Source organism: Stenotrophomonas sp. YJH_SMC_73, assembly GCF_059370155.1.
In genome coordinates this window covers 218,826-240,416 of the sequence record NZ_JCAFTJ010000006.1, presented here as the reverse complement: position 1 = coordinate 240,416, position 21,591 = coordinate 218,826, and the positions used below count along the sequence as shown (strand labels likewise).

Sequence of the window (21,591 nt, the reverse complement as noted above, 5' to 3'; positions counted from 1 at the left end):
CGCCGGGATCTCCATTCATTGCGATTGAACGCGATAGCGGCTCAGAAGATCACGCACTCTGGTTTCTAGGCGTTGCCAGTCGCTCAGCATGACGCGTGCATAGTTCATCTCGATGGCGATGCTATCGCCCACAACCACGATGGAATGGCGGCACATTGCGATCCGGCCTTCGCCGGCGCGTTCAAGTGTCTTTCCCTGAACGACAAGTCCGTCAGGAATGCGATCTGCCGGGTCGCAGCTGATGAACGTTGTCAGTTGGCCCTCCACCGAGCGGGCCACATACCAGTCTGGCTCCATACCCGGGTTGTGCACGTAAGGCCTGCCCAGCGCAGCCTCCGAGTCCTTTGCATAGGCTTCCATCAACGATGGGTCGATCGAATGGGGCGTCAGGCCCCAGCGTTCGGGTTGGGCAACGCGCAGCGCGAGGTTCTCTGCCGGGTCCCTTCGCTCCAGCGATCCCGGCGCGCTGGTGGCTTCACTACTGGACCGGCGCGCCAGATAGTTCTGGATGGGAACGCGATCGATGTACCTAAGCTCGACCAGCACCTGCCGCCGGCTGTCCTGCGTGCTGCGTACCGGGCGATCACCGGGAGGCGCTGCATCGAAATCAGGCCAGAACACAGTGAGCATGACGCTGCCATCGGCCAGGGGGCCCGTCTGGTTGTAGTAGAGGTTGGCCGGGAACATGAAGCGGTGCGGGCCAAGCCGAGCCTCTACCGGCTGCGTCGTGTAGGTCTGTCCGCCCACCGTACGTGGGCTGGTTGCGGTTTCGGACATGGGGGTTCCGTTCGGGTCCTTTTCCTTGGATGGGGCCTTCGCGCAGGCGGTGGTGCTGAGCACGGCCACGAGGGCGAAGTAGGCAAGCCGGCAAGCCGGTGCTCTGCTCATGGGCGATTCCCTTGCATGATCGAAACGACTATAGAACGGTGGAATGGCAAGCTCCAGTCGCAGCCGGGACCGCAGCCATCGCGGGGTCATTACTGCACGCTGGCTCACATATTCAGCAAATCGCGATCGGCGTCCTCTCTCCCTCCACCTGACCCCCATCCCACCTATGCCATCATCCGCCCAGGACCGCAGCACCCCTCAAGGCTGAACAGGCATGGAGCAGGCAACACGCTACACCGCAACCCTTTATCTGGCCGCCCCCGGCACCCCGCTGAAAAGTGGGGGCATCTCGCCGCGCGGCCACATGTACCTGCAGGTCGCTGCGGGCGACGAGGCTCACAGCTACGGTTTCGCGCCGCCGCGCCAGGCGCCGGGCGAAACCCGCACTGGCGTGCAGTACGCGCAGGTTCGCCACGATGATGCCGACGAGCATCTGGACCCGTACTACAGCCGTACCTTGGAAATCACCGAGGAGCACTACGGCTGCCTGCGTGATTTCGCCGAGGAACCGGCCGAGTTCGAATTCGATGTGGATCGCCCGGCCACCGTCAACCGTTGCAGCGATTTCGTCTGGGCGGCGCTGCATTATGCCGGCCTGCATCCGCTGCCGGCGCCGCTGGACGGCGGCAGCAACCTGGGCGAGTTCGCGGTACTGTTCAACCTGCCGGAGATCCAGTGCATCGCCGCGCCGTTCCCGGGCAGCGATCTGAATGCCGAGACCCATCATGCGATGCCCGAGCGCGAGGCCGAGCATCATCGCCAGGGCGACCGTGCCAGCGATGAGCCGCCGCCGACGCCGATGGAAGTGGCCGGCACGCTGCTGGACCCCTCGCATCCGGACCATCGCCTGTTCTCGCAGCTGATCCAGAAAGTGGCCGAGCTGGACGCTGCGCATGGCCGCCCGTTCGATGCGGCCAGCCAGCGCATCAGCGCCAGCCTGCTGGTGCTGGCCAAGCAGAACAATCTCTCGCGCGTGGACCACGTGCTGCTCAGCCAGTCGACCCAAAGCAGCCATACCGCCGAGAGCATCTTCATCGTGCAGGGCGATCGCAACGACCCGGGGCACCGCCGGGCCAGCATTGCCACTGAAGTGGCGGCCAAGACGGATGTGGCCGATTCGCTGCGGTTGAAGAAGCAATAGGGGCGAAAGACAATTCCCGCGACTGTTTTGTGCAGGGCCTCTCCGGCCTCGCTATGGTGGGGCTGGGCGGTCATAATTGTCAGAGTTGAATAGGGGGTCTCATGGACAGTAGAGAAAGCGGGACGCCGTGGATCTTGCTTATTGCGGATCGGCAGACCCTTGAAAAGAAAATGCTGAAGGCCGAGATGCATCCATTCTGGGCAGGCTTGACCGGGAACAGCGAGAGAGAGGGCTGGATGGCCGCAGCCGGAAACGCGACCCGATCCGGACTTGGTTTGAACGCGACTGGATGGATGAGCTACTTGGGAAATCCCCTGGCCAGTTATTTGGCTGGCCCTGCGATTGAGGCTGGTGAGAATTCCTACATCGAGCGTTGCTCGAAGGAGCTGGCAAGTGTTTCTGACGTCGTACTGCTTGAGCGCATGAATTCGGCGCTCGGTATGTCAGTGCCAGCGGTGCGCGTTGAAGCAGCAGACGCGTTAAGGCTATTCAAGTTCGAGAAATCGCATATCCCTACGAATGGCGAGTTCTACATTCAGCACCCTGTTCGAAAAGACCAGTACATTCTTGCCGTCGAGTTCTCCACAAAGTTCATAGCAGAGAAGCACGCTGCCTTCCAGAAGCTGGCGGCCGCGCTTGGGGCAAAGAGCGTCACCTTGAGGCATGTCAGGACCAAACAAGCGAAGTCGATCTTCGCTGGGAGAGTCCCGATTGAGGAGATCGGTGCTACTGTGGGTATTAACTTTAAGTTTGATAAGAGCGGGAACGTTTCAGAATCTCGCAGCACCACCTACGGACGGCCTTCCAAGTCCCCATTTGTCCCAGAGGAGCTGAGAGATTGGGTTCAATCTGATACTGAGTTGGAAAATATGGCATTCAGTCGGTTGGAGGCGAATGCACTCTCATCTAGAATTAATATTTCGACCTCGAGCAAGCAAGGTCTCGTCGCAGACCTTGTCGCGAAAATGAGCGAAAGGGAGGTGTCGGCCTCTTACAGAAACTCGGATTTGTCGACGACAGTATGGGAATTTGAAGTCGAGTACCATGATCTGAGTTGATCTCAAGGAACGCAGGCCTGTCACCGGTAGTGCCCCCCACCTGCTACCATTCCCCCGCAACCCCAGCCAGCCCACCCGCGCAGACAGATGCAGGTCGGGCCGTCGCAGTACGGCCCAGCGAGCCAGGACACCTTCCCGTGCCCATTCAAGGACGCTCGCATGTTCCGTACTCCTCTCTTCCGTTCGGCCGCGCTGGCCCTCGCTGTGTCGCTCAGCCTCGGCGTGCCTTCGGCGTTCGCCGACAACGCGCCTGCCGCCAGCGCCACCACCGCCGTGCAGCGCCAGGCCGTGGCCAAGGGCCTGTATGAGCTGGCCTACAGCCCGAAACAGAACGCCGTGTTCGTGGCCTCCTCCGGCGGTTTCGGCGATGACGCCGGCCCGGCCCAGGTGCTGCGCCTGAACCCGGCCACGCTGGCCGTGGAAACCCGCATCCCGCTGGAGCGCAAAGCCTTCGGCGTGGTGCTGGATGACGCCCACAACCGCCTGTACGTGGGCAATACCGTGGACCTGTCGGTGACCGTGGTCGACACCGCGCAGAGCAAGGCCGTCGGTACCATCCAGTTGATGGAAAAGAAGACCGGCAAGGACGGCAAGGCCGCCTACACCCACGACCTGCGCGAGCTGGTGGTCGACAGCGCGGCCAACCGCCTGTACGTGACCGGCCACAGCAGCCAGCCGGACGTGAGCAGCGTGCTGTTCGTGATCGATACCACCACACTGAAGGTGATCAACACCATCGACGGCCTGGGCAATGCCAAGGCGCCGGGCCTGGCGCTGGATGCGGCCAACAAGCGCGTCTACACCAGCAACCTGCTGGCCGACCTGGTGGTGGTGGGCACCGATTCGAACAAGGTGGTGGCGCAGCACAAGATCGCTGCCGAGCAGCCGATGAACATCGCGCTGGACCCGGCCGGCAAGCGCCTGTTCGTGACCGACCAGGGCTCGGAATTCCTGCGTGGCTACCAGGCCAAGAGCAGCGGCCTGGTCAGCAAGCACCCGGGCCAGCGCGTGCTGGTGCTCGACCGCAGCACCGGCAGGGAACTGGCCAGCATCCCGACCGACGCCGGTCCGCTGGGCATCCTGCTGGATGCACCGCGCAAGCGCCTGTACGTGACCAACCGCGAAGCCGGTACGGTGACCGCATACAACAGCGACAGTTACCAGAAGGTGGCCACCTACAAGGTGCCGACCCACCCGAACAGCCTGGCGCTGGATGCGAAGAACAACGTGCTGTTCGTGAGCATCAAGAACGGCGAGAAGGACGACAAGGGCGCTGACGAGAGCGTGGCGCGGATTCAGCTGTAATGTGCTGACGCAAGGCCCCGCTCCGTCGCGCGTCGCATGAAGAAGGCAGGGCGCAGGCCTTGCCTTTTTCTTTGCTCGGTTGCAGTACCCAGCGCCAACCCGCTAGGGTTGAACCCCATGGCAGGGAGCCAAAGGATCTGAATCATGCTGGGTATCCACCGCTGGCTGCGCGTCGGCCTGTTGATCATGTTGAGCACAGGGCTGGGCGCCTGTTCCGGGCGTGATCCTGTCCCACCCGAGCCGCTGGATCTGGCGCAGCCGATCGCTGTGGATCAGCCGGGCCAAGGGGTGAAGTTCGAGTTCGAGATGAACGCGCGAAATTACATTCCACATCGCACCTACGCCGTGGAGTTGGAGTTACGGCGCCAGGGGGCGCGAAGGCCCGATGAGCCAGACGTGGGCGCATTGAGGGTCCCGTTCGAGGTGACCCTGCAGCAACGGGTCGCCGATGCCTGGAAGGATGTTCCCACCTACGACAGCTACCAGGCCGGGGCACTTAATGCAGGTGAGCCGCTTCCAGAATGGCATGCATCCAGCGAATGGCGGTATACGTCACCGCACATGGGCAGTGACGGCCAGTACACGCTGAGCCTGGTTGCTCTGCCAGTGGAGCCTGACACCCGCTATCGCGTTCAGGTTCGCACGGTAAAGGCCACGCCGGAACTGCAGCATTACTCGGCTCAGTTGCGGGTACATGCCGCCCGACTGCCAGGCAAGTAAACGACCTCACCACCGGAAGGAACGAAGGAATCAACTTATGGACAAGCCACGCTATACCGTAGAGATCGTTATCGCTGCTCCTGGCACGCCGCTGATCGACCCCAGGACGCGCAAGCAGGCCGTCGACGCGGAGGGCATTCCGCAGACGTCCGCCCCCGGCCACATGTTCTACGTCCTGCATGCACCCGGCGCGCCTGCGAAGAGCTATGGATTTGCTCCCAAGGAGCACGGAAGCGTGAATGGTCCTGGCACCATCATGGAGGACGACGCAACGGTCTATAAGGACCCGCGCTATACCCGCACGCTCGAGATCAGCGAAGACCAGTACAGGAAGCTCCAGCAGTTCGGATCGGACCCGGAGAAGTTCGGCTTCAGCAAGCACTATCAGGACGTGCGCAACAACTGCGTGGACTTCACCTGGGAAGCCTTGAACCACGCAGGCATCGAGCGGAAAAGAAGTATCGACGTGAACGCGCTGGGAGGTCCTGCTGGGCAGCTTCTTCCGGATGTCCGCATTCCCTTGGACATCAAGGGGGCAGGCAAGGATGGATTCCGACCGCTGCGCAACATCCATGGCGTGGACAGCATTGATCCGCCGTTTCCGGACAGCGAGCTCAATCAGAGGAAAACCAATCCCATGCCGGAGCGTAGTTTCAAGCAACACATGCTGAGTGACGCTGAGGGCATGGGCGAACGAAGCGGTGATCGTCTGGCCCGGCACGGTAACGATCCGCTGCTCTCGCAGATCCACCGGGGCGTGGCGCTGCTGGATGCAGAGCGGGGCCGCGACTTCGACGCCACCAGCGAGAACATCAGCGCCAGCCTGTACGTCCTGGCCAAGGCGAACGGCCTGACCCAAGTCGACCATGTGTTGCTGAGCGATCGCACCGCGCAGGCCGACGCTGCGCAGAACATCTTCATCGTGCAGGGCGAGCGCAACGATCCGGCACAGCTGCGCGCCAGCATGCCAACAGCGGTGGCTGCGCAGACACCGGCAGAAACTTCGTTCGAGCGTGCCGAGCAGCTGTCGCAGTCTGCACAGGTGCGCACGCAGGATGAGCTGCAGCAGCGCCAGGTGCAGGAGCAGTCCGGTCCGCGCATGGCCTAGCGCAGCAAGCGCCACGGCGAGCCGCCGTACTCGCGCGGCCCCGCCAGCAACGCTGGAGGCGGCTCAGCCCAGACGGTGTGCCGGGTTCTGCTGCTGCTCCTGCTCACGGGTCTGCTGTTCGGGCACTAACCCCACGGCCGGCTGCTGCGGGGCCAACCCCAATTTCTGCATCGACTGCTCCACCGGCGTCTGTACCGCCACGGCCGTCGGCATCATCGCGCGCAGGTGCGCCGGATTGGCCGGGTCGCCTTGCACCACGAAGACGTTGTGCCCGGCCGGGTGCTGGGCCGTGGCGTTGCTGACCAGCACGTGGTCGACCTGCTGCAGGCCCTGCTCGCGGGCGAGTACGGTCAGGCTGGCGGTCAGGCGCTCGCTGGTCTGGTCGAACGCACGGCCATGCTGGGCATCCAGAGCGGACACGCCCTGGCGGACCTGCTGATGGAGGCCATAGTCGGGGTGGTTGGGGGTGAGTTCTGCCATGGCGATCGAACGGTAGCGGTGGGTCGGGGTGAACCCCGCCAGTATAGATCCGGCCGGTGAAGGGCGCCGGAGAGGTCAGTCCGCCGGCCGGTGGTCATAGCTGATCACCCGTTCGGCCAACCAGTGCCCGTCCACGCGGCGCCAGACCTGGATGAAACGGGCCTGGCCGACCCAGTGCTCCACGCCGTCCTTGCCGCGCTCGTGGAAGCGGTGGTCGCCGATTTCCAGCGCCCGCTCGTCGTGCAGCGGGAATACCTGCAGCGAGGAGTCCACCAGCTCGCGCCGCAGGCGCCAGCCGCCCTTGCGCGTGCTGTCACACAGGCTGGCCACGCTGCGGCGGAAGTCCTCGCGGTTGCTGGCCGATTTGCCATCCTTGTCATGGAAGAACTCCATGTCTTCGGTGGTCATCGCGGCGGCCTTGTCGGCGTCGCAGGCCTCGAAGGCCATGGCGAATAGTTGGGTATCGGCCTGGCGGATCTGCTCGCGCAGGTCATCGGGCGGCGCTGGCGCGGCAACCAGGCCGGCGGCCAGCAGGGGCAGGGTGAGCAGCAGCATGGCAAGACTCCCGGGGATGGTCTGCGCAGGCTGGCATGCCGGTGACCACGGCGGTACGGCGCTGCGACGAAACCGGGAAGGCGGGGTGCGAAGGCCGCGAATGCCGGTGCGGCTTCGCGTTGCGGCATGTGCAGGCGATGTCACGGGCGGGCGTGATTCCCTCACGGCTGCCACAGGACGCGGCCGCTAGCCTGCACTCCTCCCCTTCCACAGGAGCGCCCATGCCTGCTTCCCGCATCCGCCTGCATGTTGAAGATACCGGTGGCGACGGCCGCCCGGTGATCCTGATCCACGGCTGGCCGTTGTCCGCCGATGCCTGGAAGACCCAGGTGGCGATCCTGCGCGATGCCCAGTATCGGGTCATCAGTTACGACCGGCGCGGCTTTGGCCGCTCCGACAAACCGGCCGAGGGCTATGACTACGACACCCTCGCGGCGGATCTGGCGGGGTTGATCGAGGAACGTGACCTGCACGATGTCACCCTGGTCGGTTTCTCGATGGGCGGTGGCGAGGTGGCGCGCTACGTGGCCAACCACGGCCAGGATCGCCTGCACAGTGTGGTGTTCGCTGCGGCGGTGCCGCCGTTCCTGCTGCGCAGTGACGACAACCCGGAGGGGCCGCTGACCCAGGACAAGGCCGATGAAATGCGCAGCGGATTGGAGAAGGACCGCGAGGCGTTCTTCGACGGCTTCACCCGCGACTTCTTCAGCGCCAACGGCCAGTTGATGGTGACCGAAGAAACGCGCCAGGCGGCGATCGCGCTGTGCCATCAATCCGACCAGACGGCGGCACTGGGCTGCATGCACGCGTTTGCCACCACTGATTTCCGGGATGACCTGAAGAAGATCACGGTGCCGACGCTGATCCTGCACGGTGACAGCGATGCCATCGTGCCGTTCGAGGGCTCCGGCCAGCGTACCCACAAGGCCATCAAAGGCAGCGAGGTGGTGATCCTGGAAGGCGCGCCACATGGCTGCAACACCAGCCACGCCGACCGCTTCAATCTGGCCCTGCTGAACTTCCTGAAGCGCTAAGCTGCGGCCATGCGCCAGACCAGAACACCCCCGTGGAAGAAGCCCAACCCCAAGGGGCAGACGTCGCAACCGCTGTCGGATGCGCAGAAGGCGGCGGCACGGCAACGTGCCGAGGAGAACGGGCGGCGCTATCCCAACCTGGTCGACAACATGTGGGCGGCGAAGCTGCCGCGTGGGTCGTGATTCAAAGGCTGGCTGTGGGCCTGGTGTAGCGCCGAGCCGATGCTCGGCTGGCGCGCGGGGCGCGTGCCAGCCGGAGAAGGGGCAAAGGGCAGCGGAGCATGGGCTCGGCGCTAAGGGCCGGGCAGTGGCTGCCAGTCCGCCTCCCTCCACGGCGCAACCTCGCGTTGCTGTACGTCAATGGCCTCGATTGGCAACCCGGCCAGCCGTGCCAGTTCCGCACGCAGCATTTCGGTGTCCAACGGCAGCGCGATGGCCACCTGCAGGCGGTCGCCCTGCTGCCGGACCTGCACGGGCACGACCGCATGGGCTTCATGCTCACCGCCGGTGCGACCGATCGGGTAGCGCATCGCCGTGGGCCGCCCCAGCTGTGCGAGCGCGGGTTGCCATGCCAGCAGCACGACGGGCTGTGCGGCCACGGGAACCTGCGCCTCGACGACGGTTCCCGCATAACCGGTGAGATTGTCCACCATCACCTGGAAGCGTGCGCCATCGGGGATGACCAGCACGGTGGCGATCAGCGCCATCAGCGAGAGGATGGCCGCGGCGACGTGCCAGCTGCGGGGTGCGGTGGCGGCGCGGGTTGCCGTGCGCAGGCCCGGCTTGCGCCGTAGCTTGCGCGCGTAGATGCGTCGATCCTTCCTGCGGGGGCTGCTGCTGTGCTCCGGCAGGTTCAACGGGACGCGTGGCATCCGGGCGACGCGCGCATTGATCAGGCGCGAGAGCAGCCACCATGCGAGCACGAACGCCAGCAGTGGCAGCAGCGTTCGTACCACCAGATACAGCATCACCATCGGGAACATCCTGCTTGGCACACACGGATTCAATCAACCTCGTCATCGTAACGGCGCTGCGTGGTGCGTGTCGCATCCGCCAGCCGACACGTGCGAAGCGCTTGGTTAGGATGGCTCTTTGCTGTCATGGATGAACCGATGAGCGCCGCCACTTCCCGAATCCGCCGCATCTGTGGGCAGGGGCCGATCCTGTTGATGCTCCAGTGGGTCGCGCTGCTGTCTGTGGTGCTGGCTGCCGGCTTCTTCCATTACCGCGTGGAGCTGTTGCTGGAGCCGGTGACGGTGGCCTGTGGGGGGCCGGACGCGCAGGCGCGATTGCAGGTTGCCGAACAGGTGATGGCGCGTGCGGGCGCACTGGATGACTGGCAACCCCTGGGCTGGATTCCATGGGTAGGCCTGGTGCTGGCCTTGCTGGGGGCCATGGCGGTATGCGCAAGCCGTGCGCTGTGGCTGCGCGATCGGCTGCGCACGGCGAACGTGGCGCTTATGGTGCTGCACGGTGGCGCACTGGCTTTGGCCGGATGGGTACTGCACCTGTACGAGGATGCGTGGAGTAATGTGGCGCGGCTGTCACCCACGGCGTGCCTGGTGGAGCTGGTGTCGGAGGGCGATGTACCGCTGGAGCAGGCGCAGCGCGTGGTGTTCCACATCCTGACGCGCGTGAACGCGCCACTGCTGCGCAATCCGGATGATCTGGCGCTGGTGTTGACGGTGCTGTTGTTGGCCGCGATGGCCGGCGGCGTTGCCCTGTGGCATGCGATCGCGCGGGCCCGGGCGGGCTGAGCACGCTCGGCGGCGCGCGGCAATCGCGCTACAGTCGACGCCTCGCCACTCCAGGGAAGACCCGATGCGCTTGTTGCTGCGTGCGTTGCCGTTGTTGCTGTGTTCGCTGGCGGTGCATGCCGCCGAGGTGGACCGCCGTATCGCGGTGACCATCGATGACCTGCCATGGGCACGGCTTGACCAGATCGTGCCGCCGGATCTGCAGGAACGGCATGAGGCGTTGATGGCCCAGCTGCGCGAGGCTGGCGTGCCGGTGGTGGGCTTCGTCAACGAGAACAAGCTTGAGGTTGATGGACAGGTGCAGCCGACGCGGGTACAGATGCTGCGCGACTGGCGCGATGCCGGCTATGTGCTGGGCAATCACACGTACTCGCACATGGATCTGAATGCGAAGGGCCTGGCGGCGTTCCAGCAGGATTTCCTGCGCGGCGAGACGGTGCTGCGGCCGCTGCTGGCCGAGAAGGGGCAGGCGCCGCAGTGGATGCGCCACCCTTACCTGCGTGCCGGGCGCACCGCGGATGAGCGGGTGCAGATGGATGCGTTCTTCAAGCAGCATGGCTACCGCGTGGCACCGGTGACGGTGGACAACGGTGAGTGGGTGTGGGCGTTCGCCTATGCCAACGTGATGAACGAGCAGGCGGACTCGCCCGCGCGCGCGGCGACGCTGGCGCAGCTGCGCAAGGGCTACGTGCCGTACATGCTGAACAAGCTGGACTATTACGAGAAACAGTCGCAGGCGCTGCTGGGGTACGCGCTGCCGCAGGTGTGGCTGATGCACGCCAATGAGCTCAACGCGGCCATCTTCGCCGAACTGGTGGCGGCCACGAAGCGCCGCGGCTATCGCTTCATTTCGCTGGACGAGGCGATGCGTGACCCGGCCTATGCGCGGGGTGCCGAGGGCTACAACGGCCGCTATGGCCCTAGCTGGCTGCACCGCTGGGCGATGGCGGAGAGCAAGCCGAAGGATTTCTACGCCGGCGAGCCCGAGGTGCCGGCGTGGGTGATGAAGCTGGCCAAGGTCGATTCGGAGTAAGGCTCAGCGCTTGACGGCCAGCACGCCGTCCAGCGCCAGTTCGGCCTTGAAACCGGCCTTTTCCAGGCGCTTGGCCACTTCGCGCGGCACGTCGCGGCCGCTGGTCAGCTTGTTCGGCGCACCGGTGTAGTGGAACAGGCGGCCGCCCTTGCGGATCACGCGGGCGAGGTGGTCGTAGAACACCTGTGAGTACAGCTCGCCGGCGATGCCGAAGCGCGGCGGGTCGTGCAGGATCGCGTCGACACTGTTGCTGGCCACCTGTTCGATCTGCTGCGAGACGTCACCGTGGCTGAACTGCAGGCGGCCACCGGCGGCAGCCGAGTCCGGATCCGGCGACCACGGGTTGAGCGTGCGCAGCCACATCACATTGGCGTTCTTCTCGAACGAGCGGATCTGGCCGACACCGGCTTCCAGCGCACAGGCAGCGAAGTAGCCGAGGCCACCGCAGGTATCGAGGATGACCTTGCCGGCCGGGGCGACCAGCTCCACCTTGCGGCGTGCATCCTCGAACGGCGACAGCTTCGAGGTCGGCAGCATCTTGATGCCGTCGATCTCGAAGGTCGGTGCGCCCCATTCGGTCGGCACCAGCTTGATCAGCGAGCCGCTGTAGCGCGAGATCGGCGCGAAGTCCTCGCCATCCCAGTAGTACAGGGTGCGGTCCTTCAGCTTGCCCGGCCAGGGATAGGGCTGGCCCCGGAAGTGGAAGCCGTCCGCATCGAGCGCCACGCTGTCCTGGCTGCGCCCGAGGTCGAGCGAGCCCTGCCAGTCGGCGGCGCCCTTTTCATGGGCACGGCGCAGGGTATCGGCGCTGTCGCGGGTCAGCAGGGGGCCGGTGTAATGGGGCACGGCGGGTACCGGGGCGGTTCGGGGGAGGGCATGGTACCGCAGCTGTTGTAGAGCCGAGCCCGCCCTAGGCTCCACCATGCCTGCATCCACGCATGGCGTGGATCTACTGCAAACGTAGCCGAGCGTGGGCTCGGCTCTACAGTTCAATCGCACTTCACCGCATACACCGGCCCAGCCCCGATCAGCATCAGCGCCATGTAGTCGCTGTCGCTGGCCTTGCCCTTCAGCGTCGCGCCCTTGTTGAAGTGGAAGATGCCGAAGCCGCCGGACATGCGGATCAGGGCATTGTCGATCTGGTCGGCGTCGTCGCGGAAGTAGCGGCTGATCTCGCTGGACGTGGCCTTGTGCAGGGCGTTCGGTTCGCGCTGCCACTGCTCGCCACGGCTGAAGGAAACGAAGTACTGGCCGCCTTCCTTCTCGATGCGGAAGTCGGCGGGCTTGCGCGCGCCGGTGGCGAAGCAGCCCTGCAATGGGTCGGCGGAGAAGGGAAGCCGCGCATCGTCGCCGCAGGCAGTGAGCAGCAGGAGGGCACCGGGCAGCAGCAGGCGGAGCGTGCGCATGGGATGTCCCTACAGGGCAGGTGCGGCTAGTGTAGGCAGCACGCGGGCGTGGCCCGTACAGAAATTCGGCAAGGACACAGGGGTTTTCGGATGGCGCAGGGCAAGGCACCGTGGTGCGGCGTGGCCAGTTGGCTGGGGATTGCTGTGGGGTGGGGGGCAGGCACCGTGGCGGCGCAGGCGGCAGTCGCTGCCGGTGGCAATGGCATGGCCGCTGGGCTGGGCGTGGGCGTGCTGGGCGCGGCCTTGGTGGGCGGCGGCCTGGCAGTGGCCGCGCGCGTGCGTGGCGAGCGCTGGCCATGGATCGGCATCAGCGGTGCGGTGCTGAGCGCGCTGCCGCTGCTGATGTACCTGCTGCGGATGATGCTGAAGCTCTGACTGTAGAGCCGAGCCATGCTCGGCTGATGGCCTGCGGCAGCCGAGCATGGCTCGGCTCTACAAGTGCGACGGCAGTCGGACAAAATCAGCTGCGGTGGATCTCCACCGTTACATGCACCAGTTCTTCGTGGATCGCCAGCGCGTTGCGCACGGTATCGGCATCCAGCGTGGCGTCACTGGTGACCACGCTGGCGCTGACCGCGTACTTGCCGCGACCCACCTGCCAGACGTGCAGGTCGGCCAGGCGTGCCGGCCACGGGCCCTGTTCGATCACCTCGCGTACTTCGGCCACCACCGGCGCGTCCATCTGCGCGTCGAGCAGGATGCGGCCGCTGTCGCGCAGCAGGCCGACCGCCCACACCGTGACCAGTACGGCGCCGACCAGGCCCATCACCGGGTCCAGCCAGGTGAGGCCGAGCAGCTTGCCGCCGAGCAGGGCGACGATGGCCAGCACCGAGGTGGCGGCGTCGGCCAGCACGTGCACGTAGGCCGAGCGCAGGTTGAGGTCGTGACCGTGCGCATGGCCGTGGTCGTGGTGTTCGTGGCCATGCCCGTGGTCATGGCCATGGTGATGATGCGCGTGGCCCGGGCTGTCGTGCAGCCACCAGGCACACAGCAGGTTCACGCCCAGCCCGACCGCCGCGATGGCGATGGCTTCGTTGTAGTGGATCGGTGCTGGTACCCACAGCCGCTCCAGCGACTGCACGGCCATCAGCGCGGCCACGCCGAGCAGGGCGATGGCGCTGGTATAGCCGGCCAGGATCTCGATCTTCCAGGTGCCGAAGGCGAAGCGCGGGTCGTGCGCGTAGCGGCGTGCGCAGCGGTACGCAAACACCGAGAGGCCCAGCGCCAGCGCATGCGAACTCATGTGCCAGCCGTCGGCGAGCACGGCCATGGAGTTGAACCACCAGCCGCCGACGATCTCCACGACCATCATGCTGACGGTGAGCCACAGGGCGCGGCGGGTATTGCGTTCGGCCAGCGGGTTGCCGTCGTCGAAGCGGTGTTCGTGGCGACGGGCGGCGGCAAGGGCGTCCAGGTGCATGGGGGCCAGCGGTGGAGTGGATACCCCCATAGGGTATATGATTCCGGCATGGCTCATGTACACAAGCATCGAAAGCAGTTGCTGACCCGGGTGCGCCGCATCGGCGGCCAGGTGGCGGCGTTGGAGCAGGCGCTGGACAGGCCGGAGGGTGAGGCCGGCGACTGTGCGGACGTGCTGGTGCAGGTTGCCGCCGTGCGCGGTGCCGCCCATAGCCTGCTGATGGAGCTGCTGCACGAGCACCTGCAGGAACACGTGGTGGGCGCCGAAGACCCGCAGCAGCGGGCGGCCGAGGCCGAGGTGCTGGTCGAGCTGCTGCGCCGCTACGGCAAATGACCGGGTAGTGCCGGCCGCTGGCCGGCGACTGCAGGTTGTCTTCCCCGTTCATGAGGTTGCCGGCCAGCGGCCGGCACTACCCGTGGCGGTGTCGCGCGTTCCAGATATGCGTGGCGGCCAGCAGCAGGCTGCCGGTGACCGTCATCGGTGTTTCCCAGTCGTGCGAGGGCAGCGCCAACGCGCCGGCCAGCAGCAGGCCGAGCCCAGCGCCGGCGGTGGCCCAGGCCAGCACGGGCAACGGATGGCGGCGCTCGGCCCGCCACAGCGCGTAGCCGGTCAGCGGCAAGGCGATGGCCACGAACAGCAGATGCACCCATTCCGCTTCGGCCCACGTGCCGAACAGCGGCAGCGCGGCGGCAAGCAGGGGCAGCGCCAGGCAGTGCAGCAGGCACAGGCTGGACAGGGCGACCGCGCTGGCATCAAGCAGGGCGGCAGAAGGCGACTTCATGGGGGGAGGTTCCTTGCGTAGCAATTGTTATACAGTAACATTTCCGTTCCGCAGCCAACCCGCTCCGACATGAACACTGTTTCCCGCGCCGACCGTCGCCTTCCGGTCACCGTGCTGTCCGGCTTCCTCGGGGCCGGCAAGACCACCCTGCTCAACCAGATCCTGCGCAACCGCGAGGGCTTGCGTGTGGCGGTCATCGTCAACGACATGAGCGAGGTCAACATCGATGCGCAGCTGGTACGCGAGGGCGGCGCCGAACTGCGCCGCACCGAAGAGACGCTGGTGGAGTTCAGCAATGGCTGCATCTGCTGCACGCTGCGCGATGACCTGCTGCAGGAAGTGCGGCGCCTGGCCGATGCGGGGCGCTATGACTATCTGCTGATCGAGTCGACGGGCATCGGTGAGCCGATGCCGGTGGCGGCCACCTTCGCGGTACGCGACGAGCAGGGCTTCAGCCTGAGTGACATCGCGCGCCTGGACACGATGGTGACGGTGGTGGATGGCAGCGCGTTCCTCGCCGACTTCGGCTCGACGCTGCGCCTGGCCGAGCGTGGCCAGCAGGCTGGGCCGGATGACGATCGCGGCGTGGTCGACCTGCTGTGCGAACAGGTCGAGTTCGCCGACGTGATCGTGGTCAGCAAGGTCGATCAGACCGTTGACGAAGTGCTGCAGGACACGCTGGCCGTGCTGCGTGGCCTGAACCGCGACGCGAAACTGCTGCTGTCCAGCTTCGGTGACGTGCCGCTGGCCGAGCTGCTGGACACCGGTCGCTTCGACTTCGAGCGTGCGCAACGTGCGCCGGGCTGGGTAAAGGAGCTGCGTGGCGAGCACACGCCGGAAACCGAGGAGTACGGCATCGCCAGTTTCGTCTACCGCTCGCGGCGACCGTTCCATCCCGCGCGTTTCGCCCGCGCGTTGCAGTCGGGCATGCCGGGCGTGATCCGCAGCAAGGGCTGGTTCTGGCTGGCCAACCGCATGGACTGGGTGGGCGAGCTGAACACCGTAGGTGCCGCGACGCGGACGCAGGCGGCGGGATTCTGGTACGCCGCACGCGATCGCGTGCGTGCCGGGCTGGAGGACACGCCGCCGTTGCTGCCGCCCACGCCGCTGCCGTACAGCGACCTGGGCTGGGCGCGGCAGCAGGCCGATTGCTGGAGCGCACCGTTGCCGGGGCCGGAAGACTTCCCGGATGCGGCCGCGCACTCGGCGATGCAACGCCTGTGGCACCCGTTGTGGGGGGATCGCCGCCAGGAGCTGGTGGTGATCGGCGTGCACATGGATGAGCGTGCGGTACGTGCGGAACTGGATGCCTGCCTGCTCAACGACCAGGAGCTGCGTGCGGGCCCGCTGCTGTGGCATCAGTTGCCGCAGGCGTTCCCGGTGTGGAAGCGGTGACGGTGCACTGAGGATCGATGGGTTGCCGGCCAGCGGCCGGCACTACCCCTGGTCGATATGCCATGCGTGGATGGATGCATGGCGGAGTCGAGCATGGCTCGACTCTACAATGTGATCCGTCGCGGCCAATCCTGTAGAGCCGAGCCCATGCTCGGCTGCTGCAGTAGATCCAGGCATGGCGTGGATCTACAAGGCGTCACGCCACTGCCAACCCTCGGCGCTCACCTGCAACACCTGCGTCGGCTGCAACGCCTGCAGCAGGTGCCGGTCGTGGCTGACCATCACCAGCGCTCCCGGCCATGCCACCAGCAGCTCTTCAAGTGCCTGCAACGCGCTCAGGTCCAGTGCGTTGCCGGGCTCGTCCAGCAGCAACAGCTGCGGTGCGGGGTCGGCATACAGCACGCTGGCCAGCGCGCCTTTCACCCGTTCGCCATCGCTGAGGTGATGGGCTGCACGCTGGATGCGCTGCGCGTCCAGCCCGAGCAGGGCCAGCCGTGTGCGCAGTTCACCGGTATCGGCCGCCGGGTTGGCAGCCTGCACGGTGTCGAGAATGCTGCGTTCGCCGGAGAGCCCCAGCAGCTGCTGGTCGAGCGGCGCCAGTGGTGCATGCCGTTGTACGTTGCCACTGCGTGCAGGCAACTGGCCGGCCAACACGCGCAACAGCGTGGACTTGCCACTGCCGTTGTCGCCAACCACGGCGATGCGCTGGCCGCGGCGGATGTCCAGCTGCAACGGCGCGCGGCAGCCATGCGGCAGCACCAGCGACTCGGCCTGCAGCAGGCGTGCGCTGCCGCGTTCCCCCTCACCGGCAAACAGTGCGAGCTCCGGTGTGGCGTGAACCGCCGAGGCCGCAGCGCGCAGCTGGTCTGCGCTGGCCTGCAGGCGCTCGGCCTGTACCTGCTGTGCGCGGCCGTGGCTGCCCTCTGCACGTTGTTTCTGTCGGCCGAGCAGGATCGGCGCCTGGTTGGCCTGCTTTGCATCGCGATTGCCACGTGCCTGGCGTTGCTGCTGGCGTTCGTGCTGTTCGCGCGCACTGCGCTGCTGCTGCCGGTGCTGGGCGCGGGCGTGGTCGAGCTGTGCCGCGGCCGCTTCGCGTTCGGCGGCACGCGCGTCGGCGTAGTGCTGCCACGGCCCGCCATAGCGATGCAGCCCGCGCGCGTCGAGCTCGACGATCTGCTGCATGTGCGCCAGCAGTTCGCGATCATGGCTGATCACCAGCAGGCCGCCGCGCCACTGCTGCAACCGTTCGTACAACTGCTGGCGATGGCGGGCATCGAGGTGGTTGCTGGGTTCGTCCAGGATCAGCCAATCAGCGCCGCTGGCCCAGGCGCCGGACAGCGCCACCTGCATGGCCTGGCCACCGCTGAGGCGCGCGGCGGGTTGGGCGGGATCGAGGTCGTCGGGCAGCCGTAGCGCCTGCCATTGCTGCTGCAGGCGCTCGCGCAGGTCCCAACGGTCGCCGACGCAGGCGAAGTCGGCCTCGTCCACGCTGCCGGCTTCGATGCGTTGCAGTGCGGCCAGTTCAGCGCCAACGCCGGCCAGTTCACCGACCGTGCCAGCGGGTGGATAGCCGGGCGTCGGCAACAGGAACACGCGGCCGCTGCCGCGTACCTGCCCGTTCTCTGGCTGCGCCCGGCCGGCGAGCAGGCGTGCGAGCACGCTCTTGCCAGCGCCATTGGCACCGACCAGGCCGGTGGCGACCGGATCGAAGGAAAACGTCAGATCGGAAAACAGCGGGCGGCCGTCGGCCAGTCGATACGACACGCGATCGAGCGTGAGGGAATGCGGGGTCATGCGACCTCCATGGATGCCGGGTTCTCCCCTGCGCGCAGGGGCGGGAAGAGTCAGGCCGTCTTATGGGAAGACGGCGGCATCAATGGCGCATTGGTCGCGAGCCTCTTGGAGGAATGAGGGGCCAGTATAGCGGGACTGGCTGAATGGCTGCGTGCAGCGGTAGAGCCGAGCCATGCTCGGCTGACCTTAAGCACCACGCATGGCGTGGATCTACGGCACGGTACCCAGGCGGGCGCCGACGAAGTCGATGAACACCCGCAGCTTCGGCAGCACGTGGCGGCCCGAGGGCCACAACAAGTGGAAGGTGCCGCAGGAGTGCACATGATCCTCCAGCACGGTGACCAGGCGGCCGTCGGCCAGCGCATCGCGCACCGAGTGCACCGGCACGAAGGCCAGGCCGACATCACGCAGTGCCAGCGCCACCCGCGCTTCGATGGTGTTGGCCACCATGTGCACCGGAAGTTCCTGCGGTGCTTCGTCATCGGGCCAGTGGATCGGCCACGGCTCCAGCTTGCCGGTGCTGGGGAAGCGATAGTGCAGCAGCGTGTGCTGCATCAGTTCCGCCGGCGTGCGCGGAACCCCGCGACGCTGCAGGTAGCCCGGCGAGGCGATTACACGGCGCGGGAACACCCCCAGCCGGCGTGCGTTCATCCGCGAGTCGCTGGGTTCACCGACGCGCAGCACCGCATCGAAGCCTTCCTCGATGACATCGACCAGGCGGTCGCTGAAATCCAGGTCGAGGCGGATGTCCGGATACGCCGCCATGAACTCGGCCATCAACGGCAGGGTGAGATCGCCGACCAGCGGCAGGCTGATGCGCAGCGTGCCGCTGGGCGTGGCGTGCGGTTGTGCCAGCTCGGTGCGTGCGGCATCGCGCTCGTCGAGGATGCGCCGGCAGCGCGCCAGGAACAGCTGGCCCTCGGCGGTGAGCGTGATGCTGCGCGTGCTGCGGTGGAACAGGCGCACGCCCAGTGCATGCTCCAGCCGGGCAACGCACTTGCCGGCGGCAGATGCGGAGATGCCCTGCAGGCGCCCGGTCTCGACGAAGCTGCGCGTGTCGGCGGCGTGCACGAAGGTCTGCAGGTTGGCGAGATTGTCCAGGACTGACATCGGCGTAGGGGCAATGAAAGCGGCAGGGTAGGGGCGGCGTGATCACGGCGGGCGGCGCCGCCACCGCAACACTGTGGTGCAGGGTGGGGGCGCCTGCTGTTGCGGCCTTGCAGTTCCGGCCATCATGCCGATTGCGGACTCCACGGTCCATGATGCCCGGAGCGGCAACCGGCTTTTTGCGCTGCGCCGTGCTGCCTAACGTGGCGGGCCTCTCCCCACGGATCACCGCGATGAATGCCGCTCTTTCCCTCGAACCTGCACCGATGCTGCCTTCGGTGCAGCGGCTGCTGCAGCAGGTCCACCCGACGCGCCTGGTCGGTGCGGTGGTGCTGGTGTGCGAGCACGGCGTGCTGCGCCATGCCAGCGCGACCGGGCAGGCCGATCGCGAGTCGGCCCTGCCGATGCAGCACGATCAGCTGTTCCGGCTGGCATCGGTCAGCAAGCCGCTGTTGAGCACGGTGATCCTGCGCCTGGTGGCCGAGGGCGTGCTCGACCTCGATGCGCCGGTGCAGCGCTGGCTGCCGGACTTCCGGCCGGCGCTGGCCGATGGCCGCAGGCCGCCGATCAGCCTGCGCCAGCTGCTCAGCCACAGCAGCGGGCTGGGCTACCGTTTCCTGGAAGCCGATGCGCACGGACCGTACGCCCGGGCCGGCGTCAGCGATGGCATGGACGCCAACCCGGTGTCCCTGGCCGAGAACGTGCGCCGTATCGCACAGGCGCCGCTGCTGTTCGAACCGGGCAGCCAATGGCTGTACTCGTTGGGCGTGGACGTGGCCGGTGCAGTGGCCGAAGCGGCGACCGGTGAAACGCTGCAGGTGCTGTTCAAGCGTTTGCTGGCTGCCCCCCTGGGCCTGCGCGATACCGCGTTCGCCACGCGCGCTGCCGCACGGCTGGCCACGCCGTATGTGAGCGACACGCCCCAGCCGCATCGCCTGCAGGAAGGGGAGGTGGTCGTGCCGTTCGAGGGAACGGTGGGCATCGAGTACAGCCTTGCGCGTGCCCTCGATGCCAGCCGTTTCGCTTCGGCCGGCGCCGGCCTGGTGGGTACTGCCGATGACGTGATGTCGGTGCTGGAGGCGCTGCGTGACGTGCAGCGCTCCGGCCTGCTGCCGCCCGCGCTGGCGGCAGAGATGGCCAGCCCGCAAGTGGGCGAATTTGGGCCGCCGGAACCGGCCGGCTGGGGCTTCGGGCTGGGCTTTGCAGTACTGCGCGAGGCCGCTGCCAGCGGCACGCCGCAGCGCGAAGGCACCTGGCGCTGGGGCGGCGCTTATGGGCACAGCTGGTTCGTTGATCCGGCGCGTGGGCTGAGCGTGGTGGCGCTGACCAACACCCTGTACGAAGGCATGGATGGCGCCTTTGTCGATGACCTGCGCGATGCGGTCTATGCAGACCTGGAGGCTGCGCGATGAGCGGCCACGCCATCGATGCGGCCAGCCCGGCCGGTGAGGCCACGCGCTTGCCGTGGGCGGGCCTGCTGGCGCTGGCAGGCGGCGGCTTCATCACCCTGTTGACCGAGACCCTGCCGGCCGGCGTGCTGCGACCGATGGGCGACAGCCTGGGCGTGAGTGATGCGGCGGTGGGCCAGCTGGTGAGCGTGTATGCGCTGGGCTCGGTGATGGCGGCACTGCCGATGACAGCGTTGACCCAGCGCCTGCCGCGGCGTCCGCTGTTGCTGGCGGCCATCGCCGGCTTCGTGGTGGTCAACACGTTGACGGCGCTGAGCAGCAGCTATGCGCTGATCCTTGCTGCGCGTTTCCTGGCCGGGGTGAGCGGTGGCCTGCTGTGGTCACTGGTGGCTGGCTATGCCGCACGCATGGTGGTGCCGTCGCTGCAGGGACGCGCGATCGCGGTGGCGATGGTGGGATCGCCGTTGGCGCTGTCACTGGGCGTGCCGGCCGGTACGTTGCTGGGCCAGCAGGTCGGCTGGCGCTGGGCGTTCGCGTTGATGAGCGTGCTGGGCGTGGGCCTGCTGGCGTACGCGCGCTGGGCACTGCCGGCGCTGCCAGCGGCCGGTGCCGGTCAACGTGCGTCGCTGGCCAAGGTCTGGCGCATGCCGGGCGTGCGCAGCGCGCTGCTGGTGATGGTGCTGTACGTGCTGGCGCACAACGTGCTCTACACCTACATCGAACCGTTGGCGGTGAAGGCGGGTGCCGGCCCGTGGCTGGACCGGCTGCTGCTCGCCTTCGGCGTGGCGGCGATTGCCGGCATCGGGATTGCTGGTTGGGGCGTGGATCGCCACCTGCGTGCGCTGGTGTGGGCGGCGGTGATCGGCTTCATCGTACCGGTGCTGGCCTTGCTGGCATGGCCCGGCGTGGCCAGCGCGCTGCTGCTGGCGACGATCCTGTGGGGCGTGGCGTTCGGTGCGGTGCCGACCCTGTTCCAGACCGCCTTGGCACGACGCGCCGGGGCCGCCGCGGACCTGGCGCAGTCGATGCTGGTGACCGGCTGGAACCTGGCCATTGCGGCCGGCGGCGTGGCGGGCGGCGTGCTGCTGCAGGCCAGCGGCCCGAGCCAGCTGGGATGGTTGCCGCTGCTGTTGCTGGCGGTGACCGTCGCGTGGTTGCTGGCACGGCCGAAGGCGTGGGCGTAGGCGGCGCTCAACAATG

Annotated in this window: 24 protein-coding genes; 14 read left to right on the top strand and 10 right to left on the bottom strand. The window is 66.8% G+C overall.

Annotated elements, in window-relative coordinates; all coding sequences use genetic code 11:
- Positions 1 to 15: 15 nt before the first annotated feature.
- The gene (locus tag AC5P8R_RS12150; RefSeq protein WP_495223462.1) at positions 16 to 888 is read right to left on the bottom strand and encodes a hypothetical protein; all 873 of its coding nucleotides are present in this window, start codon (positions 886 to 888) and stop codon (positions 16 to 18) included.
- A 214-nt stretch (positions 889 to 1,102) separates the two neighbouring features.
- On the opposite strand from AC5P8R_RS12150, the gene AC5P8R_RS12145 reads away from it, so the two are divergent.
- The 5 genes from AC5P8R_RS12145 (at position 1,103) to AC5P8R_RS12125 (ending at position 6,220) form a co-directional block, all read left to right on the top strand.
- On the top strand, positions 1,103 to 2,029 hold the full coding sequence (locus AC5P8R_RS12145) for an XVIPCD domain-containing protein (RefSeq protein WP_495223461.1): 927 nt from the start codon (positions 1,103 to 1,105) through the stop codon (positions 2,027 to 2,029).
- A gap of 101 nt (positions 2,030 to 2,130) precedes the next feature.
- Entirely contained in the window at positions 2,131 to 3,087 is a 957-nt protein-coding gene (locus tag AC5P8R_RS12140; RefSeq protein WP_495223460.1) for a hypothetical protein, read from the top strand.
- A 159-nt stretch (positions 3,088 to 3,246) separates the two neighbouring features.
- The gene (locus AC5P8R_RS12135) at positions 3,247 to 4,392 is read left to right on the top strand and encodes a YncE family protein (protein WP_495223459.1); all 1,146 of its coding nucleotides are present in this window, start codon (positions 3,247 to 3,249) and stop codon (positions 4,390 to 4,392) included.
- 144 nt (positions 4,393 to 4,536) lie between these two features.
- A complete protein-coding gene (locus AC5P8R_RS12130; protein WP_495223458.1) occupies positions 4,537 to 5,112 on the top strand; it encodes a hypothetical protein in 576 nt (191 codons plus the stop codon).
- Positions 5,113 to 5,149: 37 nt separating this feature from the next.
- Positions 5,150 to 6,220, top strand: coding sequence for an XVIPCD domain-containing protein (locus tag AC5P8R_RS12125; RefSeq protein WP_495223486.1), 1,071 nt, complete (start codon positions 5,150 to 5,152; stop codon positions 6,218 to 6,220).
- A gap of 63 nt (positions 6,221 to 6,283) precedes the next feature.
- On the opposite strand, the gene AC5P8R_RS12120 is transcribed toward AC5P8R_RS12125, so the two are convergent.
- Positions 6,284 to 6,700, bottom strand: coding sequence for an XVIPCD domain-containing protein (locus AC5P8R_RS12120; protein ID WP_069118105.1), 417 nt, complete (start codon positions 6,698 to 6,700; stop codon positions 6,284 to 6,286).
- Positions 6,701 to 6,775: 75 nt separating this feature from the next.
- Positions 6,776 to 7,255 carry a nuclear transport factor 2 family protein gene (locus AC5P8R_RS12115; protein WP_495223457.1) on the bottom strand — a complete coding sequence of 160 codons (480 nt, stop codon included), beginning with the start codon at positions 7,253 to 7,255 and terminating at the stop codon, positions 6,776 to 6,778.
- A gap of 221 nt (positions 7,256 to 7,476) precedes the next feature.
- On the opposite strand from AC5P8R_RS12115, the gene AC5P8R_RS12110 reads away from it, so the two are divergent.
- Complete coding sequence (locus AC5P8R_RS12110) at positions 7,477 to 8,289, top strand: alpha/beta fold hydrolase (RefSeq protein WP_495223456.1); 813 nt, start codon at positions 7,477 to 7,479, stop codon at positions 8,287 to 8,289.
- Between the two features lie 9 nt (positions 8,290 to 8,298).
- The gene (locus AC5P8R_RS12105) at positions 8,299 to 8,472 is read left to right on the top strand and encodes a hypothetical protein (protein WP_005415066.1); all 174 of its coding nucleotides are present in this window, start codon (positions 8,299 to 8,301) and stop codon (positions 8,470 to 8,472) included.
- Positions 8,473 to 8,582: 110 nt separating this feature from the next.
- On the opposite strand, the gene AC5P8R_RS12100 is transcribed toward AC5P8R_RS12105, so the two are convergent.
- A complete protein-coding gene (locus AC5P8R_RS12100; protein WP_495223455.1) occupies positions 8,583 to 9,263 on the bottom strand; it encodes a hypothetical protein in 681 nt (226 codons plus the stop codon).
- Positions 9,264 to 9,401: 138 nt separating this feature from the next.
- Here AC5P8R_RS12100 and AC5P8R_RS12095 point away from each other — a divergent pair, with 138 nt between their 5' ends.
- Both AC5P8R_RS12095 and AC5P8R_RS12090 read left to right on the top strand, forming a co-directional pair.
- Positions 9,402 to 10,046, top strand: coding sequence for a hypothetical protein (locus AC5P8R_RS12095; RefSeq protein WP_080342709.1), 645 nt, complete (start codon positions 9,402 to 9,404; stop codon positions 10,044 to 10,046).
- 64 nt (positions 10,047 to 10,110) lie between these two features.
- Positions 10,111 to 11,079, top strand: coding sequence for a polysaccharide deacetylase family protein (locus AC5P8R_RS12090; RefSeq protein WP_014645754.1), 969 nt, complete (start codon positions 10,111 to 10,113; stop codon positions 11,077 to 11,079).
- A 3-nt stretch (positions 11,080 to 11,082) separates the two neighbouring features.
- Here the strand turns inward: AC5P8R_RS12090 and AC5P8R_RS12085 are convergent, their stop codons facing one another.
- Together AC5P8R_RS12085 and AC5P8R_RS12080 are read right to left on the bottom strand one after the other, a co-directional pair.
- Positions 11,083 to 12,003 (bottom strand): class I SAM-dependent methyltransferase, encoded by a 921-nt coding sequence (locus AC5P8R_RS12085; RefSeq protein ID WP_495223454.1) that lies wholly within the window; start codon positions 12,001 to 12,003, stop codon positions 11,083 to 11,085.
- A gap of 65 nt (positions 12,004 to 12,068) precedes the next feature.
- Positions 12,069 to 12,485, bottom strand: a complete 417-nt coding sequence (locus tag AC5P8R_RS12080; protein ID WP_495223453.1) for a hypothetical protein — start codon at positions 12,483 to 12,485, stop codon at positions 12,069 to 12,071.
- Positions 12,486 to 12,575: 90 nt separating this feature from the next.
- On the opposite strand from AC5P8R_RS12080, the gene AC5P8R_RS12075 reads away from it, so the two are divergent.
- Positions 12,576 to 12,860, top strand: coding sequence for a hypothetical protein (locus tag AC5P8R_RS12075; protein WP_032961769.1), 285 nt, complete (start codon positions 12,576 to 12,578; stop codon positions 12,858 to 12,860).
- 85 nt (positions 12,861 to 12,945) lie between these two features.
- Here the strand turns inward: AC5P8R_RS12075 and dmeF are convergent, their stop codons facing one another.
- Positions 12,946 to 13,905 (bottom strand): CDF family Co(II)/Ni(II) efflux transporter DmeF, encoded by a 960-nt coding sequence (gene dmeF / locus AC5P8R_RS12070; protein WP_032961767.1) that lies wholly within the window; start codon positions 13,903 to 13,905, stop codon positions 12,946 to 12,948.
- 48 nt (positions 13,906 to 13,953) lie between these two features.
- Here dmeF and AC5P8R_RS12065 point away from each other — a divergent pair, with 48 nt between their 5' ends.
- A complete protein-coding gene (locus tag AC5P8R_RS12065) occupies positions 13,954 to 14,238 on the top strand; it encodes a metal-sensing transcriptional repressor (protein ID WP_021204443.1) in 285 nt (94 codons plus the stop codon).
- Between the two features lie 76 nt (positions 14,239 to 14,314).
- Here the strand turns inward: AC5P8R_RS12065 and AC5P8R_RS12060 are convergent, their stop codons facing one another.
- Complete coding sequence (locus AC5P8R_RS12060) at positions 14,315 to 14,686, bottom strand: MerC domain-containing protein (RefSeq protein WP_046428559.1); 372 nt, start codon at positions 14,684 to 14,686, stop codon at positions 14,315 to 14,317.
- Between the two features lie 69 nt (positions 14,687 to 14,755).
- On the opposite strand from AC5P8R_RS12060, the gene AC5P8R_RS12055 reads away from it, so the two are divergent.
- Positions 14,756 to 16,081, top strand: coding sequence for a GTP-binding protein (locus AC5P8R_RS12055; protein ID WP_495223452.1), 1,326 nt, complete (start codon positions 14,756 to 14,758; stop codon positions 16,079 to 16,081).
- A 186-nt stretch (positions 16,082 to 16,267) separates the two neighbouring features.
- Here AC5P8R_RS12055 and AC5P8R_RS12050 read toward each other — a convergent pair whose 3' ends face one another.
- Positions 16,268 to 17,875 (bottom strand): ATP-binding cassette domain-containing protein, encoded by a 1,608-nt coding sequence (locus AC5P8R_RS12050; protein WP_495223450.1) that lies wholly within the window; start codon positions 17,873 to 17,875, stop codon positions 16,268 to 16,270.
- Positions 17,876 to 18,085: 210 nt separating this feature from the next.
- Entirely contained in the window at positions 18,086 to 18,985 is a 900-nt protein-coding gene (locus AC5P8R_RS12045; protein ID WP_014645763.1) for a LysR family transcriptional regulator, read from the bottom strand.
- Positions 18,986 to 19,215: 230 nt separating this feature from the next.
- Here AC5P8R_RS12045 and AC5P8R_RS12040 point away from each other — a divergent pair, with 230 nt between their 5' ends.
- Together AC5P8R_RS12040 and AC5P8R_RS12035 are read left to right on the top strand one after the other, a co-directional pair.
- Positions 19,216 to 20,394: a serine hydrolase domain-containing protein gene (locus tag AC5P8R_RS12040; RefSeq protein ID WP_495223448.1), complete on the top strand. Its 1,179-nt coding sequence runs from the start codon at positions 19,216 to 19,218 to the stop codon at positions 20,392 to 20,394.
- Positions 20,391 to 21,575, top strand: a complete 1,185-nt coding sequence (locus AC5P8R_RS12035; protein ID WP_495223447.1) for an MFS transporter — start codon at positions 20,391 to 20,393, stop codon at positions 21,573 to 21,575. Before AC5P8R_RS12040 ends, AC5P8R_RS12035 begins: the two co-directional genes overlap by 4 nt.
- Positions 21,576 to 21,591: the final 16 nt, after the last annotated feature.

Excerpts from the sequence above, each read along its gene's own strand:
- AC5P8R_RS12100 (WP_495223455.1), bottom strand. The coding sequence starts at position 9,263 with ATGGTGATGCTGTATCTGGTGGTACGAACGCTGCTGCCACTGCTGGCG.
- AC5P8R_RS12115 (WP_495223457.1), bottom strand. The coding sequence starts at position 7,255 with ATGCTGCTGCTCACCCTGCCCCTGCTGGCCGCCGGCCTGGTTGCCGCG.
- AC5P8R_RS12125 (WP_495223486.1), top strand. The coding sequence starts at position 5,150 with ATGGACAAGCCACGCTATACCGTAGAGATCGTTATCGCTGCTCCTGGC.
- AC5P8R_RS12110 (WP_495223456.1), top strand. The coding sequence starts at position 7,477 with ATGCCTGCTTCCCGCATCCGCCTGCATGTTGAAGATACCGGTGGCGAC.
- AC5P8R_RS12065 (WP_021204443.1), top strand. The coding sequence starts at position 13,954 with ATGGCTCATGTACACAAGCATCGAAAGCAGTTGCTGACCCGGGTGCGC.
- AC5P8R_RS12075 (WP_032961769.1), top strand. The coding sequence starts at position 12,576 with ATGGCGCAGGGCAAGGCACCGTGGTGCGGCGTGGCCAGTTGGCTGGGG.
- AC5P8R_RS12035 (WP_495223447.1), top strand. The coding sequence starts at position 20,391 with ATGAGCGGCCACGCCATCGATGCGGCCAGCCCGGCCGGTGAGGCCACG.
- AC5P8R_RS12060 (WP_046428559.1), bottom strand. The coding sequence starts at position 14,686 with ATGAAGTCGCCTTCTGCCGCCCTGCTTGATGCCAGCGCGGTCGCCCTG.
- AC5P8R_RS12145 (WP_495223461.1), top strand. The coding sequence starts at position 1,103 with ATGGAGCAGGCAACACGCTACACCGCAACCCTTTATCTGGCCGCCCCC.
- AC5P8R_RS12085 (WP_495223454.1), bottom strand. The coding sequence starts at position 12,003 with ATGGTGGAGCCTAGGGCGGGCTCGGCTCTACAACAGCTGCGGTACCAT.
- AC5P8R_RS12080 (WP_495223453.1), bottom strand. The coding sequence starts at position 12,485 with ATGCGCACGCTCCGCCTGCTGCTGCCCGGTGCCCTCCTGCTGCTCACT.
- AC5P8R_RS12090 (WP_014645754.1), top strand. The coding sequence starts at position 10,111 with ATGCGCTTGTTGCTGCGTGCGTTGCCGTTGTTGCTGTGTTCGCTGGCG.
- AC5P8R_RS12105 (WP_005415066.1), top strand. The coding sequence starts at position 8,299 with ATGCGCCAGACCAGAACACCCCCGTGGAAGAAGCCCAACCCCAAGGGG.
- AC5P8R_RS12150 (WP_495223462.1), bottom strand. The coding sequence starts at position 888 with ATGAGCAGAGCACCGGCTTGCCGGCTTGCCTACTTCGCCCTCGTGGCC.
- AC5P8R_RS12120 (WP_069118105.1), bottom strand. The coding sequence starts at position 6,700 with ATGGCAGAACTCACCCCCAACCACCCCGACTATGGCCTCCATCAGCAG.
- AC5P8R_RS12045 (WP_014645763.1), bottom strand. The coding sequence starts at position 18,985 with ATGTCAGTCCTGGACAATCTCGCCAACCTGCAGACCTTCGTGCACGCC.
- AC5P8R_RS12095 (WP_080342709.1), top strand. The coding sequence starts at position 9,402 with ATGAGCGCCGCCACTTCCCGAATCCGCCGCATCTGTGGGCAGGGGCCG.
- AC5P8R_RS12055 (WP_495223452.1), top strand. The coding sequence starts at position 14,756 with ATGAACACTGTTTCCCGCGCCGACCGTCGCCTTCCGGTCACCGTGCTG.
- AC5P8R_RS12135 (WP_495223459.1), top strand. The coding sequence starts at position 3,247 with ATGTTCCGTACTCCTCTCTTCCGTTCGGCCGCGCTGGCCCTCGCTGTG.
- AC5P8R_RS12140 (WP_495223460.1), top strand. The coding sequence starts at position 2,131 with ATGGACAGTAGAGAAAGCGGGACGCCGTGGATCTTGCTTATTGCGGAT.
- dmeF (WP_032961767.1), bottom strand. The coding sequence starts at position 13,905 with ATGCACCTGGACGCCCTTGCCGCCGCCCGTCGCCACGAACACCGCTTC.
- AC5P8R_RS12040 (WP_495223448.1), top strand. The coding sequence starts at position 19,216 with ATGAATGCCGCTCTTTCCCTCGAACCTGCACCGATGCTGCCTTCGGTG.
- AC5P8R_RS12050 (WP_495223450.1), bottom strand. The coding sequence starts at position 17,875 with ATGACCCCGCATTCCCTCACGCTCGATCGCGTGTCGTATCGACTGGCC.
- AC5P8R_RS12130 (WP_495223458.1), top strand. The coding sequence starts at position 4,537 with ATGCTGGGTATCCACCGCTGGCTGCGCGTCGGCCTGTTGATCATGTTG.